At 39.9% G+C, this 16983-nt stretch carries 14 protein-coding genes; all 14 read right to left on the bottom strand.

Annotated features, from left to right (window positions below):
• Positions 1 to 144 precede the first annotated feature (144 nt).
• The gene (locus RYK12_RS08475; RefSeq protein ID WP_000371299.1) at positions 145 to 402 is read right to left on the bottom strand and encodes a DUF896 family protein; all 258 of its coding nucleotides are present in this window, start codon (positions 400 to 402) and stop codon (positions 145 to 147) included.
• A gap of 42 nt (positions 403 to 444) precedes the next feature.
• Positions 445 to 2481 carry a glycine--tRNA ligase subunit beta gene (gene glyS / locus RYK12_RS08470; protein WP_314848446.1) on the bottom strand — a complete coding sequence of 679 codons (2037 nt, stop codon included), beginning with the start codon at positions 2479 to 2481 and terminating at the stop codon, positions 445 to 447.
• 211 nt (positions 2482 to 2692) lie between these two features.
• A complete protein-coding gene (gene glyQ / locus RYK12_RS08465; RefSeq protein WP_000038733.1) occupies positions 2693 to 3610 on the bottom strand; it encodes a glycine--tRNA ligase subunit alpha in 918 nt (305 codons plus the stop codon).
• Between the two features lie 18 nt (positions 3611 to 3628).
• Positions 3629 to 4390 carry an elongation factor Tu gene (locus RYK12_RS08460; RefSeq protein WP_125393438.1) on the bottom strand — a complete coding sequence of 254 codons (762 nt, stop codon included), beginning with the start codon at positions 4388 to 4390 and terminating at the stop codon, positions 3629 to 3631.
• A gap of 272 nt (positions 4391 to 4662) precedes the next feature.
• Positions 4663 to 5505 carry an aldo/keto reductase gene (locus RYK12_RS08455; RefSeq protein WP_125393439.1) on the bottom strand — a complete coding sequence of 281 codons (843 nt, stop codon included), beginning with the start codon at positions 5503 to 5505 and terminating at the stop codon, positions 4663 to 4665.
• Between the two features lie 76 nt (positions 5506 to 5581).
• On the bottom strand, positions 5582 to 6973 hold the full coding sequence (gene pgdA / locus RYK12_RS08450; RefSeq protein ID WP_314848445.1) for a peptidoglycan-N-acetylglucosamine deacetylase PgdA: 1392 nt from the start codon (positions 6971 to 6973) through the stop codon (positions 5582 to 5584).
• 90 nt (positions 6974 to 7063) lie between these two features.
• Positions 7064 to 8254 (bottom strand): methionine adenosyltransferase, encoded by a 1191-nt coding sequence (metK, locus tag RYK12_RS08445; protein ID WP_045611934.1) that lies wholly within the window; start codon positions 8252 to 8254, stop codon positions 7064 to 7066.
• 367 nt (positions 8255 to 8621) lie between these two features.
• Complete coding sequence (locus RYK12_RS08440) at positions 8622 to 9965, bottom strand: DEAD/DEAH box helicase (protein WP_004235036.1); 1344 nt, start codon at positions 9963 to 9965, stop codon at positions 8622 to 8624.
• 140 nt (positions 9966 to 10105) lie between these two features.
• Entirely contained in the window at positions 10106 to 10921 is an 816-nt protein-coding gene (locus RYK12_RS08435; protein ID WP_314848444.1) for an endonuclease/exonuclease/phosphatase family protein, read from the bottom strand.
• A 51-nt stretch (positions 10922 to 10972) separates the two neighbouring features.
• Positions 10973 to 13153: a PTS transporter subunit IIBC gene (locus RYK12_RS08430; RefSeq protein ID WP_314848443.1), complete on the bottom strand. Its 2181-nt coding sequence runs from the start codon at positions 13151 to 13153 to the stop codon at positions 10973 to 10975.
• Between the two features lie 180 nt (positions 13154 to 13333).
• Entirely contained in the window at positions 13334 to 14260 is a 927-nt protein-coding gene (ftsX, locus tag RYK12_RS08425; RefSeq protein ID WP_000625545.1) for a permease-like cell division protein FtsX, read from the bottom strand.
• Positions 14253 to 14945 (bottom strand): cell division ATP-binding protein FtsE, encoded by a 693-nt coding sequence (gene ftsE / locus RYK12_RS08420; protein ID WP_000022260.1) that lies wholly within the window; start codon positions 14943 to 14945, stop codon positions 14253 to 14255. The genes ftsX and ftsE overlap by 8 nt, the downstream gene beginning before the upstream one ends.
• Positions 14946 to 14962: 17 nt before the next feature.
• A protein-coding gene (prfB, locus tag RYK12_RS08415; protein WP_261009728.1) for a peptide chain release factor 2 occupies positions 14963 to 16058 on the bottom strand; the annotation gives its coding sequence in 2 pieces (ribosomal slippage) (positions 14963 to 15985 and positions 15987 to 16058; 1095 coding nt in all).
• 107 nt (positions 16059 to 16165) lie between these two features.
• Positions 16166 to 16822 carry a CBS domain-containing protein gene (locus RYK12_RS08410; protein WP_000268666.1) on the bottom strand — a complete coding sequence of 219 codons (657 nt, stop codon included), beginning with the start codon at positions 16820 to 16822 and terminating at the stop codon, positions 16166 to 16168.
• Positions 16823 to 16983 lie beyond the last annotated feature (161 nt).

The raw sequence follows: 16983 nt of genomic DNA, 5'->3' as shown, positions 1-16983 counted from the left end.
TTCGTCCTTTCTAGATCTTAGCTTTTCTTCAACCCACTACAGTTGACAAAGAGCCCCTTTTTAAGTGACAAAAGACTAGCAGTTTGTGTCTGCTAGTCTTTTGGTTATTATTTTATCTATCCTTGTTAAAAGAAAGAATATTTATTATGAATTTGGGTCATCGAGACTACGACCATGTAATCCTTTTTCACGTTGAACTTGACGTAGTTTCTCTGGTGTAACATCGTTTCCTTCTTCGTCCACAATTTTGATCCCTTCGATGTGGTGACGAACAGTGCGACGATAACCTTCTATGTACTCCTCACGTAGTTTGGCTTGTTCTACTTTTTCTTCTGGGGTCAAGCCTTCTGTTTTTTTCTTTTTCGCAAGCTCGTTAATACGATCAATTTTTTTAGGATCCATGTTTCTCTCCTTTATGATAAGATTTAATCCATTTAACAGATTTTATTTGGTATTGATTTGGTTAAAACGTGCAAGTTTAGCTGCTTTTTGAGTTAAATAAGACAAGATAGCCAAACGATTTTGACGGACAGCCTGATCTTCGGCCATAACCATGGTATTCTCAAAGAATGCATCAATGACTGGGCTAAGAGCAAAGAGTTGTTTCAATTGCTGACTGGCAGTCCCTGACAAAACGAGTGATTCTACTGCTTCTGCCAAGTTTTTCTCTTCTTCATTCTCAAAGAGAGCTGAATCAACTGTAGCAACTCCTTCTGCCTTCTCAGCCAAGTTAAAGGCACGAGAAAGTGATTCAACAGATGGTTTGAAGTCATCTTCCTTGCTTGCTTCTACGAGAGCACTTGCTGCTTCCAACATATCCGCCACAACAAAGTTTGATCCTGCAAGAACGGCTTCCTTGATATCTTTTGGAGTAGAACCCATCATCTTATCAACACGAGCCTTGATAAAGTCCATAACTTCAGCTTTATTTTCATAAGTCAAGCTGTCAAATTTCAATGCATAAAGGCTATCAATCAGCTCGTCCATAGCAATGTGCCAACCAAAGGCATCCAAGATACGAACCACACCTTGAGTAGCGCGACGAAGAGCATACGGGTCATTAGAACCTGATGGAATCAAACCTACTGAGAAGAAACTCAAAATCGTATCCAATTTGTCTCCAATAGCTAGAATGGCTCCAACCTTGCTCTCTGGAAGTTCTCCTTCGGCTGATGTAGGCATGTAGTGTTCACGAATAGCAGCTGCAACTGCTGGAGTTTCCCCAGCAAGAAGGGCATATTTTTCACCCATAATTCCTTGGAGCTCGTCAAATTCACCAACCATCCCAGTCAACAAGTCAAACTTGTAAATGGCTGCTGCACGGGCTAGGTCAATCGCTTCATCCGCTGACAAGCCTGCTTTTTCTGCCAAGAGAATAGCAATCTGACCCGTACGAATCATGTGTTCACGAAGGGAACCAATTTTCTCATGGAAAGTCACATTGTTTAATTTTTCAACAAGATCTGAAATCACCAATTTTTGGTCTTCACGCCAGAAGAATTCACCGTCTTCCAAGCGGGCTACCAAGACTTTTTCATTTCCTTTGATAACATTTTCCAAATGCTCTGCGTTTCCGTTACGAACAGAAATGAAGTTTGGCAAGAGCTTGCCATCTTGATCACGAACAACAAAGTAACGTTGGTGTTCCTTCATCGAAGTCACCAAGACTTCTTCTGGAACGTCAAGGTATTTGGCATCAAAACTTCCCATAAAGGCAGTTGGGTATTCAACCAAGTTCAAGACTTCATTAAGCAAATCAGCATCAATTTCGATACTTACACCATGTTTTGCCTCAATTTCCTTGATTTGGTCAACAATCATTTGCTCACGTTCACGTGGATCTGCGATTACAAACTGTGCACGAAGATCTTCTTCATAGCTCAATGCTGACTGAATTTTGGTTTCTTTCCCCAAGAAACGATGACCACGGCTCACACGACCTCCCTTGATATCAAGGAAATCCAAATCAAACTCTTCTTCATCTAAAAGAACAGTTAAAGTATGAACAGGACGAATGTATTCAAAGCTATTTCCAGCCCAGTGCATGCTGACAGGGAAAGTCAAGGACTTCAAAACATCTACAACACCAGGAACAATTGCTTCAACTGCTTGACCAATTTCTTCCTTAGTGACATAGACATATTCTTCACCCTTAATTTCACGGAATTCGATATCTTCAACAGTCAAGCCTTTTCCACGGACAAATCCTTGAGCTGCTTTGGTGAAGTTCCCATCGCTATCCAAGGCAATTTTCTTTGCTGGACCCTTAAAATCTTCTGTCAAATCAGACTGTTTGTCTGCAAGACCAGTTACACGAACAGCCAAACGACGTGGTGTCGAGAAGGTTTGAATGGCTTCAAAAGACAGGCGGTTTTCCTTAAGGAAGGCTGCCATTTTTTCGCCTAGTTGTTTTTCACTTGGTGTGACAACATAGGCTGGTAATTCTTCAAGACCGAGTTCTACTAATAAGTTTTTTGTCATGTTTTTTCTCCGAAAAGTATCTTTTTATTTTCCAGTTTGCCTTATGTGATTGGCACGCAAGCAACCAACTTCATTGTTTCATTGCTAAAATTGGAGCCAAAAGTCTCCAATTTTGCCTAGTATCCTTAGCTTCACTAAGGATACCTTCATCACTGCGGCACCTGGTTCAGGGCTCACACTGTTCGCCCATTTTCGTAATTTGTCACTCTCTTTATTCTGCGTCTTCTGCTAAGAGTTTAGCTCGTGTTGCTTCATCCAAAAGTGGGTAGCCTAGGCGTTTGCGCTCTGCCACAAAGGTTTTGGCTACAACACGGGCTAGGTTACGAATACGAGCGATATAGCCTGCGCGCTCTGTTACAGATACGGCACCACGCGCATCAAGAAGGTTAAAGGTATGTGAACATTTGAGAACATAGTCATAGGCAGGGTGCACCAATCCTTCTTCCAAGGCGCGTCCAGCTTCTTTTTCAAACTTATCAAAGTTTTCAAGCAACATTTCTTGATCCGAAATTTCAAATGAATATTTTGAGTGTTCGTACTCAGGCTGGATGAAGATTTCTCCGTATTTTACACCATCAGCCCATTCGATATCATAGACAGAATCCACTTCCTGAATATAAGAAGCCAAGCGTTCCAAACCATAAGTAACTTCTGCAGTCACAGGGCCAGTTGCCAATCCACCTACTTGTTGGAAGTAAGTGAACTGAGTGATTTCCATACCATCAAGCCAAACTTCCCAACCAAGACCAGCTGATCCAGTCGATGGATTTTCCCAGTTATCCTCAACGAAGCGAATATCGTGTTCCAAAGGATTAATTCCCAATTTTTCCAAAGACTCAAGGTAAAGTTCCTGGATATTTGATGGAGATGGCTTCATGACCACTTGGAATTGGTGGTGTTGGTATAAACGGTTAGGGTTTTCCCCGTAACGACCGTCAGCAGGACGACGTGATGGCTCTACATACGCTGCATTCCATGGCTCAGGTCCGATAGCACGAAGGAAAGTGTAAGGACTCATTGTTCCCGCACCTTTTTCATTGTCATAAGCCTGCATAAGCATACAACCTTGGTCATTCCAAAATTGTTGCAAAGTAAGGATGATTTCCTGGAAAGTCAATTTTTTAGACATTGTTTACTCCTTTAGTTTTTATATTTCTTTTTCAATTAATTTCTGCTGAACAAACCAATTTAACAAGGGAAGAGTTTTATCTGTATTTGCCCATAAATGATAAGAATCGAAGACCGCTTGTACACTACCTAGATTTTCTACCAACTTATCTATTGTCAAAAAACTACGCCAGTATTCGTAAAAAATACTTGCATAGTTCTTATCATAAGTCGAAGAACCAAAATCATTCAATGAATGCCAACCATACTTCTTCTGAAAAAGTTCTACAAGAGATTGATTACAAATTTTTTCCGCTTGAAATTCCTCTTCTGTCAAGAAATACTTGCGACTAATATATTCAACCATCCCCTCTTCGAACCATATATAAGAGTCGTAACCATCAAAATCATCTAAAAAATGCTCCGACCAATGAGCTAACTCATGTCCTACAATCTGTAAGAGGAAATTTTCAGATAAAGAATGATAGTGACTTTCTATTGCTTGAGTTTGCTGAGAACACTCGTAGTCCATCAACTGATACAAATACAACTCTTTCCAAACAGCTAAATCAGGCGTCATAACCATTCGTCTATTATTTGTATAGGCTGGAACAGCACTTTCCCTAATAATCTGTGTAGCAGCATTAAAACTTGACCAAATAACGGCTTGCGGTAAATCACAGACTGCAAGTTCATTCTTTAAAAAAGATTGATAATCTTTCAACTTTTCAGTATTTCTTACTACAAAATCACGAAATGCAGCTAGTTGACTATCGTCTTTTACAAGATAAAGGTTTTCCACGTCTCTCCTTTCTTTCACACAATAGACTGAATAAGCAAAAGAACCGCGTCCGACAATCCTAGGTTGATTTAACCTAGGGGCGTCAGAAACGCGGTTCCACCCTAATTTATTACTTCATTGTTTTTGAAAATACTACAGAAAGCGCCAGTTCTTTATTTTGCCCTACTTGGCTCCCACTATCCCAAGCTCGCTTGAAGAACGCCATAAGACTTTCTTTCCTGTTGACTATTATATCAAAAATTGGAACAATGTACAATTCTTTTTATGATTTTCTAGAAATCCATATCATCAACTCGTGGAGCACCAGACTGAACAGCAATTGTTTTTAAAGTTTCTATCTCCTCATGACTCAATTCAATTCCAAAGCAATCAAGATTAGCCTGAATACGAGATGCTGTAACAGATTTCGGAAGTGGTAAAAATCCTTCTGCCAAGCTCCATGCCAAGGCTATTTGAGCAACCAATTTTCTGTGATTTAGCGCTATTTCTTGCACTTGCTTGCTATCAAACAGTTCGCCCTGACCAAAAGGGCCCCAAGCTTCCAATAAGATTCCTTTTTCTCGACAGTAATCTACGACTTCCTCTTGATACACACCTGGAGCCAAACGAACTTGATTGACTGCTGGAACGATAGTTGCTGTTTCAAGCAAGGCATCTAAATGATGGGGAAGGAAATTACTAACTCCAATAGCACGGATTTTGCCTTCTTGATAGAGGTCTTCCATCGCTCTCCAAACTTCTGCATTTCGGATTTTCCAGTGGTCATTTTCTCTGAGCGGTTTTGGATTTGGCCAATGAATCAAATACAAATCCAAATATTCCAAGCCCAGCTTCTCTAAAGACTCTTCAAAAGCCTGACGAGCTTGCTCATAGGTGTGATTTGTATTCCAGAGTTTACTGGTTACAAAAATTTCCTCACGCGGAACGCCACTATCTTGAATAGCATGACCAACGCTTTCTTCATTTTTATAAATAGCTGCCGTATCGATATGGCGATAGCCTGCCTTTAAAGCCTCTAGGACAGCTTGATAGGCAATCTCTCCATTTTCAGCTTTCCAGGTTCCAAATCCTAGAACTGGAATTGGAACGCCATTATTTAAAGTATAAGATTTCATTATTTTTCCTTTCTATGTGAAGAAAATCCAAAGAAACAAATTTTCAAAGAAAACTTATCTCTTTAGATTTTGTGTATTATTGATCACGGTCGTAGTAAAGCTGGTGAGCTTTAAGACGAGAATCTAACAAATCTGGTACGGTAACAAAGTCATAACCCTGACCTTTCAAATAGTCAATGACCTTTGGTAAAGCATTCACTGTTTCAACATGGATATCATGCATAAGAATAATAGAACCATTCTTGACTTCACGCTGAATTTCTGTCAAAATAGATGCTTCATTTTTACTCTTCCAGTCCAGACTATCTACATCCCACATAATAAAGCTCAAATCTAAGCTATTGCGAATGTCATCTGTAATGGCCCCATAAGGCGGACGCATAAGTTTAGAACTAGAACCCAGTACTTTAGTCAACGCATCCTCCGTATCAGTAATTTGTTTTTTAGCTTCATCAAGCGAAAGTTTTGAAAGCACTGGATGACTCCAACTATGGTTTCCAATAACATGACCATCTGCTTTCATGCGTTTCAAAATCTCTTCATTGCCAGAAACATTCTTACCTAAAACAAAGAAAGTTGCCTTGATACCATACTTAGAAAGTGTATCTAATGCTTGATTTGTCGTTGCAGGATTTGGTCCATCATCAAAAGTCAAGGCCACTACTTTACGATTTTTCTTTTCATAATAAGCCTTATATAGCTCTGCATCCTTATCTAATAAATAAGAGGACTGAATAACTTCAAAGAAACTAGATACTGGCAAGGCAATCTCGTCTAGATTTTCAACTGACTGACTTGGATAAAGGATAATCTGACTATCCTTGTAATCAAAATTCCATGCAGACAAGTCTTGGCCAGAGAAGCCTTTAACAACTTGATCAATCTTTTCTTGCTCCAATTTCTTATCCTGTAAGAAAGAGGTGATTTCTTTTAACAACTGCTCTTTGGCTTTACTAGGATCTGAAAAAAATTGATTAAGTGTGAAAGGTTTACCATCTTCTGTCAAATGTACTTTTGCCAGACTAGTTTTTTCAGTCTCTTCAACTTTTGACGAAGTTAAATCATAGACTTGTTTCATCACACTTCGGTTGACAATCCCTTTTAAAGTCGAATCCTGTTTCTCCGTATAATAAAAAACCAGATTTTCCTTATCCTCTAGATTGTCTTTAATATCCTGTGTCATAATTCCCTTTATAGACGAAATCACTTGCTCCCCTTGGAGAGGATAATAGGCAATTACTTCGGCTTTTCCCTTACGAAAATGATCCTTCTGATTTCCCTCACTCAATTGATCATCTTTCTCTTTTTTGAGCGATTCAATCTTTTGTTCAAAACTTTGTTTTGTGTATATTTTGTATCCAATTATTGAACCAAGGACACAAATACTTACTGAGAAGATAGCTACTAGGGCTATTAGACTCATTCTTACCTTATCGTGATTCTCACGCTTTGCTCTACTTTTATCCATAGAACCATCATATCAAATTCAGGCTATAATTTCAATGATTTGGGAGGAAATAGTATATTAAAAAAGAGGGGAAGTCCCCCTCTCAAGATTTTATTTGACTGCTTCTTTCAAAGCGTCTACCTTGTCCAAACGTTCCCATGGAAGGTCAATATCTGTACGTCCCATGTGTCCATAAGCTGCTGTTTGACGGTAAATTGGACGTTTAAGATCCAACATTTGGATAATTCCTGCAGGACGAAGATCAAAGATTTGACGCGCTGCTTTTTCAAGCTTGCTTTCAGCTATTGTTCCTGTACCAAAGGTATCGATACGAACAGAGACAGGCTGGGCAACACCGATAGCGTAAGCCAATTGCACTTCTGCTTTCTTAGCAAGACCTGCTGCAACGATGTTCTTGGCAATGTAGCGTGCTGCATAAGAGGCTGAGCGGTCCACCTTAGTCGCATCTTTACCAGAGAAAGCACCACCACCGTGACGAGAGTAGCCACCATAAGTATCTACGATAATCTTACGACCAGTCAGACCTGAGTCCCCTTGAGGTCCACCGATTACAAAACGACCAGTAGGATTGATGAAGAATTTTGTTTGCTCATCCAAGTAAGAGGCTGGAATAACCTCTTTGATAACCTTGTTAATCACATCTTGATGAATTTGTTCATTAGTGGCTTCTGGATCATGCTGAGTTGAAATCACGACTGTCTCCACACGTACTGGACGGTCATTTTCATCATACTCAACCGTAACTTGTGATTTAGCATCTGGTCGAAGATAGCTAATTTCCCCAGACTTACGAAGTTCTGCCAGACGACGAACCAATTTATGACTAAGTGAGATTGGCAATGGCATGAGCTCTTCTGTTTCATCCACTGCAAATCCAAACATGAGCCCTTGGTCACCAGCGCCAATCAAGTCAAGCGGATCTTGGTCTGCATTCCCACGAACCTCCAAGGCTTCGTTAACACCTTGGGCGATATCCGGTGACTGCTCAACAAGTGACGGATGGACTCCCACTGTCTCAGCAGAAAAACCATATTCTGTATTGGTGTAGCCAATCTCTGCAATGGTATCACGAACCACACGGTTAATATCCACATAGGCATTTGTAGATATTTCACCAAAAACATGGACGGAACCAGTATATACAGCTGTCTCAGCAGCAACGTGCGCCTCTGGATCCTTAGCTAAAATAGCATCCAAAATCGCATCTGAAATTTGGTCTGCAATCTTATCTGGATGCCCCTCAGATACAGATTCAGACGTGAATAATTTACGTTCTGACATAAAAATGTCCCCCCTTAAAAATAGTGTTATAGAGTTACAAAGTACTGATAGGTATTTCTATAGTCTAAGAGTTACGACGCGAAAGAAATAAAAACGATTATTTTTTGTTTCTGAAGCTAGTAAGGCGCATAGGGTGACCGCATTATAGCGGCAACCGTAGAATGACGAACGACTTTGGAGCCATCATTCTTTGCGAGTTGCAACTCGCAAAGAAAAAATAGAAATTTCTACCATCTTATCGGGACTATATAACTCTTCCATTATACCATTTTTAGGCTCAATTTGCAGTCTATAATGTAGTGTTTCTGTATAGATAGTTCGTTCTCATAAATAAAAAAGTTGGAGCTCAGTACTCCAACAATTGCTATTAAAATGTTTGGCGTTTTGCTTTACGTTCTGCACGACCTCGAGCGCGATTTTCAGCGCGCTTGGTCTTGCGGCGTTTTTCATCCACTGCCCATTGAATTTTCTTCTTATAGCCTGGCTTGACTTTTTTCTTTTTCTTTTTAACCAAACCAATCATTTCGATATCAAGCTTATCTTGTTTTTTCTCACGGTTGGCACGACGATCACGGTCATAGGTATCTTGAAATTCTCCGTCTTTGACCATCTTAGGTGTAAACTTGATTCCCAATTTCTCCAACTCACGGATATCCGAGTCATCACTTGGCTGATAAAGGGTAATAGCAGTACCTGGTAGGCCATTTCGTCCAGTACGACCAACACGGTGAACAAAGAAGGACAAATCTTGCGGAATGGCATCATTGATAACATGGCTGACACCTTCAATGTCAATTCCACGCGCTGCCAAGTCTGTTGCGACAATGTACTCAAAATCCAGATTTTTAACCTGGTTCATGATACGTTTGCGCTCACGAGGGGCAATATCCCCATGGATTTTTGCCACCTTCAAGCCTTGAGCAGTCAGATATGAATGCAATTCATCAGCACGCGTTTTAGTGTTAACAAAAATCATTGCCAAATACGGTTGCATCAACTGAGTCAACTGGTAAATTTGAGCATTCTTGTCACGTCCCTTAGTAGAAATCAACCAATTATCAATGGTATCAGAAATGACCGTTTTGGTCTTGATTTTCTCCATAACAGGATTTGATAAGTATTTTTTCAAGAATGGTTGCAGTTTTTGTGGAATAGTCGCTGAGAAGACCATGAGTTGCAGATCTTTTGGAAGGCTTCCAGCAATCTTATCAACAGTTTCTAAGAATCCCATATCCAAGGTCATATCTGCCTCATCGACCACAAAGGTATTAGCCTTGTGAATAGCTAGGTCACCAGACTTAACTAAGTCATAAATACGGCCAGGCGTTCCGATAACAATATGAGGCTGGTTACTTGCCAATTTCTCAATCTGGCGAGCCTTATCTGTCCCTCCCACATAATTAACCACACGAACTTCCACTTCTGAGTGGGCTGCAATCTGACGGGCTGCTTGGTAAATTTGAGTAGCTAATTCACGGCTCGGTGCAGTAATCACTGCTTGTACACTATCGCTGGTTTCATCTAATTGCTGGAAAATCGGCAATAGGAAAGTGTGAGTCTTACCCGAACCTGTTTTTGATTCACCGACTAAGTCACGACCTGCCAAAACAATCGGAATCAACTTATCTTGCACCTCTGTTGGAGTTATAAATTTCAACTCCTCCAAGGCTTCTCTAATATAGTTTTTAAATTGAAATTTCGTAAATGACATAATATCCTCGATTCTATCTATCCTATCAATTATACCATATTTTATTCCATTACAGTAGTCTCACTTATTTAGGCTATTTACTGCAGCTTTTCTAGTCAGAAAAAGGCTGGAATTTGTGAATCCCAACCTCTTTTCAGTCCTTATTTCCAGTTTAAAATAGCATTCAAGCCATAGTGATCACTCACTTGTGGACTCTTGTTACCATCAAATACGACATGTAAATTTTCCACCTCTAACTCTTTGGTAGTAAAAACATAGTCGATTCGAAGGGGTTCTGTATTCCCCTTCCAGCCATCAATTTCTGGTGGAACGGTATAGCTACCGCTTTTCTCTTGAGCAACTTCAAATGCGTCTTGTAAGCCTAATGGACTAGCTAAAATAGCTTGGTAACCTTCCTGACCAGCTGGGTTGTTGAAATCTCCAGCAAGCAAAAGTGGCTTGTTCAATTCTTTCAAGACAGCCTCAAATAGTGCCCATTCTTCTTGGAAACCTTTATCCCACCAAGAAAGGTGGACACTGGCAACTGCAAGATCCTTGCCATCGACTACAGTTTCAGCCAGAGCGACACGGCGAGTATGATAGTCTGTTGGATCATCCACATCTGAAACCAAAATTTCTCTTGCTTCAATATGTGTTTTAGACAAGATAGCCACACCTTCATGGTAGCGGTCATAACCAATATGGTTATAGGCCCAAGTCCAGTAGTAATCTTTCCCTTGCTCTGACAACTTTTCAACCAAAAGTCTAACATAATGGTCTTGGTGAATAGGCTCAGCTGCTGGCAAAGCTTGATAAAGGTCATTAACCTCCACCTCTGGCGAAGTAATCTCCTGATTGATTTCTTGGAAACATATCAAATCATAGTCTTTATCAAGAATATCTTCAAGCAAGAGCTGGAATTTTTCCTCAGCTTCTTTTTCCATCCAACTATGAGTATTGAGTGTTAAAAATTTCATGCTTTTCTCCTAAAACAAGAGGTTGGAATACAGCTTCCAACCTCAAGTATATTACAATTCTACTTTAGCAACTGCTGTTTTAGCTGCAAGAGAACCTGTTTTTTCTAATCTAACTGATTTAATAGCTTCAGCATTTGTGAAGACAACTACTGTAGAAGTTTCACGACCTGCTGCACGGATAGCATCCAAGTCAGCTGTGACAAGAAGATCACCTGCTGCAACTTTTTGTCCTTCAGCAACATGAACTGTAAATGGTTTTCCTTCGAGACTTACTGTGTCCAAACCAATGTGAACAAGTACTTCAAGGCCTGCTTCAGTCACAAGACCAAGAGCATGTTTTGTAGGGAAGATACTTGATACAGTACCTGAAACTGGAGATACAATGTTTCCATTTGCAGGTTCTACAGCAAATCCGTCACCCATCATTTTTTGAGCAAATACTGGATCTTTCACTTGTTCCAAAGCAATAACTTGACCGTCTGCTACTGAGTAAACTTCCTCAGTAAGACCTTTGAATTGTACAGTGTTTTGTTGCGCTTCTGTCATTTGACTTGGAAGAGTTTCAGGAATGATTTCACCTGAATCAAGGATATCTTGGATATCAGATTTCAATACGTCTGCTTTTGGACCGTAGATAGCTTGAACTCCTTGTCCTTTCATGACAAGACCCATAGCTCCTTCTGCTTTCCATTGTTCTGCATCACCGACTTTATCAGCATCTTTTACAGTTACACGAAGACGAGTCATACATGCATCAACATCAACGATGTTTGCACGTCCACCAAGAAGGTTAATAATGTTTACAGCTTGAGAACCTGCTGCAACTTTCACTTCACTGCTAGCTTCTTCTGAACCTTCAGCAGTTTCGTAGTTTCCGTTACGCCCTGGAGTTGCGTAGTTGAATTTTTGAATCATGAAGTTTGCGATAAAGTACATGATTACGGCAAAGAGAACAGTTACCCAGATAAAGTTAACAATATCCATACCAATACCAGCGCTAATCGCAATAGGTGTACGAGTCAAGAACTCGATTGAACCGAATGAGTGCATACGTAGGTTTACGACGTCAGACATAGCGAAGGCCGCACCTTGAACAAGTGAGTAAACAAGGTACATAGGTGTTGCTACAAACATGAACATGTATTCGATTGGTTCAGTAACCCCTGTCAAGAATGTTGCAAGAGCTGTCGCAATCATCATACCTTTGTATTTATGTTTCTTGTCAGCATCAACATTACGGTAGATAGCCACAATCATACCCATCAAGATACCGAACGAACCGATCATTTGTCCAACTTTGAAACGAGCTGGGTGAACAGTATCTAACAATTGTTGGTAGTGACTTGCATCTGTACCTTTAAGGTTAACAAGGTCTGTTACCCATGCAAGCCAAAGTGGATCTTGACCAAATACTTGGCTACCTTTTGCTGCACCAGTTAAGACTTCATAAGTACCACCAAGAGCTGTGTAGTTCATTGGGATAGTCAACATGTGGTGAAGACCAAATGGCAAGAGCAAGCGTTCCAATGTACCATACAAGAATGGTGCAAGGATTGGAGCAGTTTCTTGTGAGTTAGCAATCCAGATACCAAAGCTATTGATACCAGTTTGCACAAGTGGCCAGAAAGCTGAAAGTACGATTGCAGCAATTACTGAACGAAGAATAACTACAAACGGTACAAAACGTTTTCCGTTAAAGAATGAAAGTGCATCAGGAAGCTTACGGAAGTTGTAGTATTTGTTGTAAGCAGTTGCTCCAATAAAACCAGAAATAATCCCTACGAAGACACCCATGTTAAGTGCTGGAGCTTCCATAACACTAATGAAGTAATCAGCAACTTTGATTGATCCACCAAAGAGAGTTGTTACCATAGCTTCTGGATTTTTCAACATATCTCCTGATACGCCAAAGATTGTACCAGTGATACGATTGATTAGGACAAAGGCAAGACCTGCCGCAAACGCACCACCAGCGCGTTCCTTAGCCCAGCTTCCTCCAATAGCGAGGGCAAACAAGATATGAAGGTTAACGATGACTCCCCAACCGATTTGCTCTAGTACACCACCAGTAGTAACGAGTGGGGCAAAGTTAGGGTTGATCATCACAAGTGACTTACCGATTGAAATCATCAAACCAGCAGCCGGCATAACCGCGATAACCACCATCAAAGCCTTACCGAATTTTTGCCAAAACTCGAAAGACAAGACATTTTTGAATGTATCTTTCATCATTCAAATCTCCTTTATTTTTATTTAGGCAAACGTTTTACGAAAACGTTTGCACTTTCTATAATTCAATTATACCACTTTAATTTTTTTTGTAAAGGCTTTTATAAAAAAAAGTAGACTTTTTTCTAAAATTTTTGTAGTAAAAAAAGGAGATATTAAAATCTCCTCAAATATACTTCTATTTTAGATTTTCAGGAATCGGCGCATTGAAATTCCTGATCCGATTGAACCGATAAAAATTCCAATCACAAATAATAAGGCAATCATCAGTGGACTGAATACTTCTGGTGATATCATTGAAAGGTTCTGACCAACCAATGACTTATTAACCGATTGGTAAACCATTTTATAGACAATAAATACCAGAACTGATGGAAGTGTTGCTCCAAGCAAACCAATGAAGGCACCTTCAAGCAGGAAAGGTCCGCGGATATAACCATTCTTAGCACCTACTAAACGCATGATTTGAATTTCACGGCTTCGTGAAATGATGGTGATACGTATAGTATTAGAAATCAAGAACACTGCAATGAAAATCAATAATCCCGCGATAACAAGTCCCCAGACACGAATAAATGAGGCTAACTTAAACAAGCGTTCTGTATTAGCACCACCATCTTGAACTTCTGATACACCTTCGATTTTTTTAGCCTCTTCTGCTACTGTCTTTACATCACTTGGTGTATTTGTATCAACGATATATGCATCATAGAGAGGATTGGCATCGCCTTCAAAGATTTTCCAGTTGTCCCCCATTGTCTCGGTTAATTTTTCATATTGTTCTTCTTTACTTGAAAACGTAACACTTTTAACGGTTGACATACCTTTCAAAGCATCATATACCTTATGGTAGTCGTTATTTGTAACAGTTTGACCTTCTTTTTCAATCGTCTCACTATTATCAGCTACGTCCTTACGAATGTATACCATTACTCGAACATTATTTTCAATATCTGTAGCTAGTTTAGCCGTATTAAAGATAACAGATGCAAATATTGCAACCAAGGTCAAAGTAATCATAACTGAACTGACAGCAGCTACTGTCATCCAGCCATTTCGTTTCAAACTTTTTAACGATTCAAATAAATGACGAAAAAATCTACTAATCATCGTATCCATATTCTCCTTTAGCTTCGTCACGAACGACACGGCCATTTTCAATGGCAATGACACGGTGGCGCAAGGTATTTACAATCTGACTGTTGTGGGTAGCCATCAAGACAGTTGTACCTTGGAGATTGATGCGTTCCAGCAAGTTCATAATTTCCCATGAATTATCTGGATCCAAGTTTCCTGTTGGTTCGTCCGCAATCAATACTTTGGGATTGTTTACAATGGCACGTGCAATTGCAATCCGTTGCTGTTCTCCCCCTGAAAGTTCATTTGGGAAAGAACGAACCTTATGCTTCAATCCAACCAAGTCTAAAACTTCCATAACACGTTTTTTGATATTACGGCGACTTTCTCCAATTACCTCCATTGCATAGGCAATATTTTCATAAACGGTTTTCTTTGGTAACAGTTTATAATCTTGGAAGACAACTCCAACACTACGACGTAGGAGAGGGACATCTTTCTTTTTTATTTTAACTAGATTAAAACCAGCAACAGATAAACTTCCTTTTTCGATTTTTACTTCGCGATACAAAGAACGAATAAAGGTTGATTTCCCAGCTCCTGACGGACCTACGATATAGGCAAATTCTCCTGGTTGAATGCTGACCGAAACACCACGTAGGGCAGTCGTTCCATTGTCGTATTTTTTGACAACATCTCTCATTTCAATAATTGACATGTGAGTTCCTTTCTATCTTAGCTGATTCGCCACTTGAGGTAGGCATCGATAAAACCATCTAGGTCTCCGTCCATAACCTTATCTACCTGAGCAACTTCAAAGCTAGTTCGATGATCTTTTACCATAGTATAAGGCGTGAAGACATAAGAACGGATTTGGCTTCCCCATGTGATTTCTTTTTTCTCGCCCTTGAGGGAATCAACTTCCGCAGCTTTCTTTTCTTGCTCCATTTGATAGAGCTTGGCCTGCAACATCTTCATGGCACGATCTCTATTTCCATACTGGGTACGATCGACTGTTGACTGGACGACAGTTCCCGTAGGAATGTGTGTCAAACGAACACCTGTTGAAACCTTGTTGACGTTTTGTCCACCAGCTCCACCTGAACGGAAGGTATCCATCTTGATATCATCTTCCCGAATTTCCACTTCAATGGTATCATCCAATTCTGGCATTACTTCTACAGATGTGAAAGAGGTATGGCGACGTTTAGCAGAGTCAAATGGTGAAATTCGCACCAAACGGTGTACACCCATTTCTGACTTGAGAAGACCATAGGCATTGGGCCCTTCAAATGATAGGGTTACTGACTTGATACCAGCTTCATCTCCTGCTTGGTAATCCAATACTTCCACTTTAAAGCCTTTAGCATTTCCATAGCGAGTGTACATACGAAGCAACATATCACCCCAGTCCTGAGCCTCAGTACCACCGGATCCTGGATGGATTTCCAAGATGGCATTGTTGTGGTCATAAGGTTCTGACAAGAGTAGAGTCATCTCGTAGCTGGTCATCATCTTATCAAGTTCTGATAACTGTTCAACCAATTCTTCATGCACCGACTCATCTTCAGCTAAAAAGTCTAATAAAATTTCGACTTCATCCTGCAACTCTTCCATTTTGTGGAAGGTGCTGTAGGTGTTTTTTAATTCATTTAATTCTTGCGACGTTTTTTGGGCCGCGATATTATCGTTCCAAAAATCAGGTTCTGTCATCTTATTTTCCAAGATGGCAATCTCTTCCTCTAAACCTTCGAGGTCAAAGAGACCCCCTGAAAGAAGCTAATTTTTCACGATTTGCGTCAATTTTCTGACGAATTACTGAAATGTCCATAAATACTCCTTTTTTACATCATTTCATTATAGCATATTTTATCATTTCTTTCCATCTTTTGCTCTAATCCCCTTTTCATGAAAAAAGAAGCCTTTCGGCTTCCCTTCTTACAAGACTTTTGCTGAAGTACGAGTAATTTCTTCTACTTGAATATTCTCTGATTCAAATTTTTCTTTCAAGGCTGGTAAATCAATTGATCCATCGATTTGAACTTCGATAATGACCTTACCATCTTTACGCGGAATATTTACTGTATGTGAGATATTCAAATTTTCTTCAACGATCAAAGAAACAATCTTTCCAAGTACCCCAACTTCATCTTCCGTAACAAAGCGCACACGAATTCCTTCTTCACCGTAACCAGCAATTTCAAGAAAGGCTTGGAAAACGTCACGGTCCGTAATAACTCCATAGACTTGATGGTTATCTACGACAGGAAGAATACCAATCTTATTTTTCAACATCAGATAAGTTGCATCCTCTAGACTCGCATAGCCTGAAACAGTGACAACATCGCGAATCATCACATCTTTTACTTTTGTCTTATTTAGAAGATAATTCATCTCATAGATAGAAAGACTGGTTGCTTTTGATGGACTAGCTTGGGCAATGGTTCCTTCAGTTACTAAACCAACCAATTGATCATTTTCGATAACAGGCAAGCGGTGCAACCCTTGCTCTCTCATCAAATCTGCTGCATGAGATACTGTTGTATCTGGACTAATATACACTACCTTGCGGGTCATAAAATCTTTAACTGCCATGAGACTTCTCCTTTTCTATTCTTATCCCTATTATACAATCTTTTTGTAAATCTATCAAACGCTTACATTTCTTTTTCAAAATTCAGAAAAGTATGAATAAGCTAGCAAAAAGAGCTCTAAAATCGAGCTCTGTGAATGAAGGTAAGAAACGTTTCATTCGA

The organism is uncultured Streptococcus sp. (assembly GCF_963518475.1).
In the GTDB taxonomy this organism is placed as follows: domain Bacteria; phylum Bacillota; class Bacilli; order Lactobacillales; family Streptococcaceae; genus Streptococcus.
Note: the sequence above shows the minus strand (reverse complement) of the source record. Positions and strands in the feature narration are given on the sequence as shown.

What these genes read in the sequence shown, in the direction of transcription:
- RYK12_RS08455 (WP_125393439.1), bottom strand. Translation starts at nt 5,505, where the DNA reads ATGAAATCTTATACTTTAAATAATGGCGTTCCAATTCCAGTTCTAGGA.
- metK (WP_045611934.1), bottom strand. Translation starts at nt 8,254, where the DNA reads ATGTCAGAACGTAAATTATTCACGTCTGAATCTGTATCTGAGGGGCAT.
- RYK12_RS08430 (WP_314848443.1), bottom strand. Translation starts at nt 13,153, where the DNA reads ATGATGAAAGATACATTCAAAAATGTCTTGTCTTTCGAGTTTTGGCAA.
- pgdA (WP_314848445.1), bottom strand. Translation starts at nt 6,973, where the DNA reads ATGGATAAAAGTAGAGCAAAGCGTGAGAATCACGATAAGGTAAGAATG.
- ftsX (WP_000625545.1), bottom strand. Translation starts at nt 14,260, where the DNA reads ATGATTAGTAGATTTTTTCGTCATTTATTTGAATCGTTAAAAAGTTTG.
- RYK12_RS08410 (WP_000268666.1), bottom strand. Translation starts at nt 16,822, where the DNA reads ATGGCAGTTAAAGATTTTATGACCCGCAAGGTAGTGTATATTAGTCCA.
- glyS (WP_314848446.1), bottom strand. Translation starts at nt 2,481, where the DNA reads ATGACAAAAAACTTATTAGTAGAACTCGGTCTTGAAGAATTACCAGCC.
- RYK12_RS08440 (WP_004235036.1), bottom strand. Translation starts at nt 9,965, where the DNA reads ATGTCATTTACGAAATTTCAATTTAAAAACTATATTAGAGAAGCCTTG.
- RYK12_RS08475 (WP_000371299.1), bottom strand. Translation starts at nt 402, where the DNA reads ATGGATCCTAAAAAAATTGATCGTATTAACGAGCTTGCGAAAAAGAAA.
- glyQ (WP_000038733.1), bottom strand. Translation starts at nt 3,610, where the DNA reads ATGTCTAAAAAATTGACTTTCCAGGAAATCATCCTTACTTTGCAACAA.
- RYK12_RS08435 (WP_314848444.1), bottom strand. Translation starts at nt 10,921, where the DNA reads ATGAAATTTTTAACACTCAATACTCATAGTTGGATGGAAAAAGAAGCT.
- ftsE (WP_000022260.1), bottom strand. Translation starts at nt 14,945, where the DNA reads ATGTCAATTATTGAAATGAGAGATGTTGTCAAAAAATACGACAATGGA.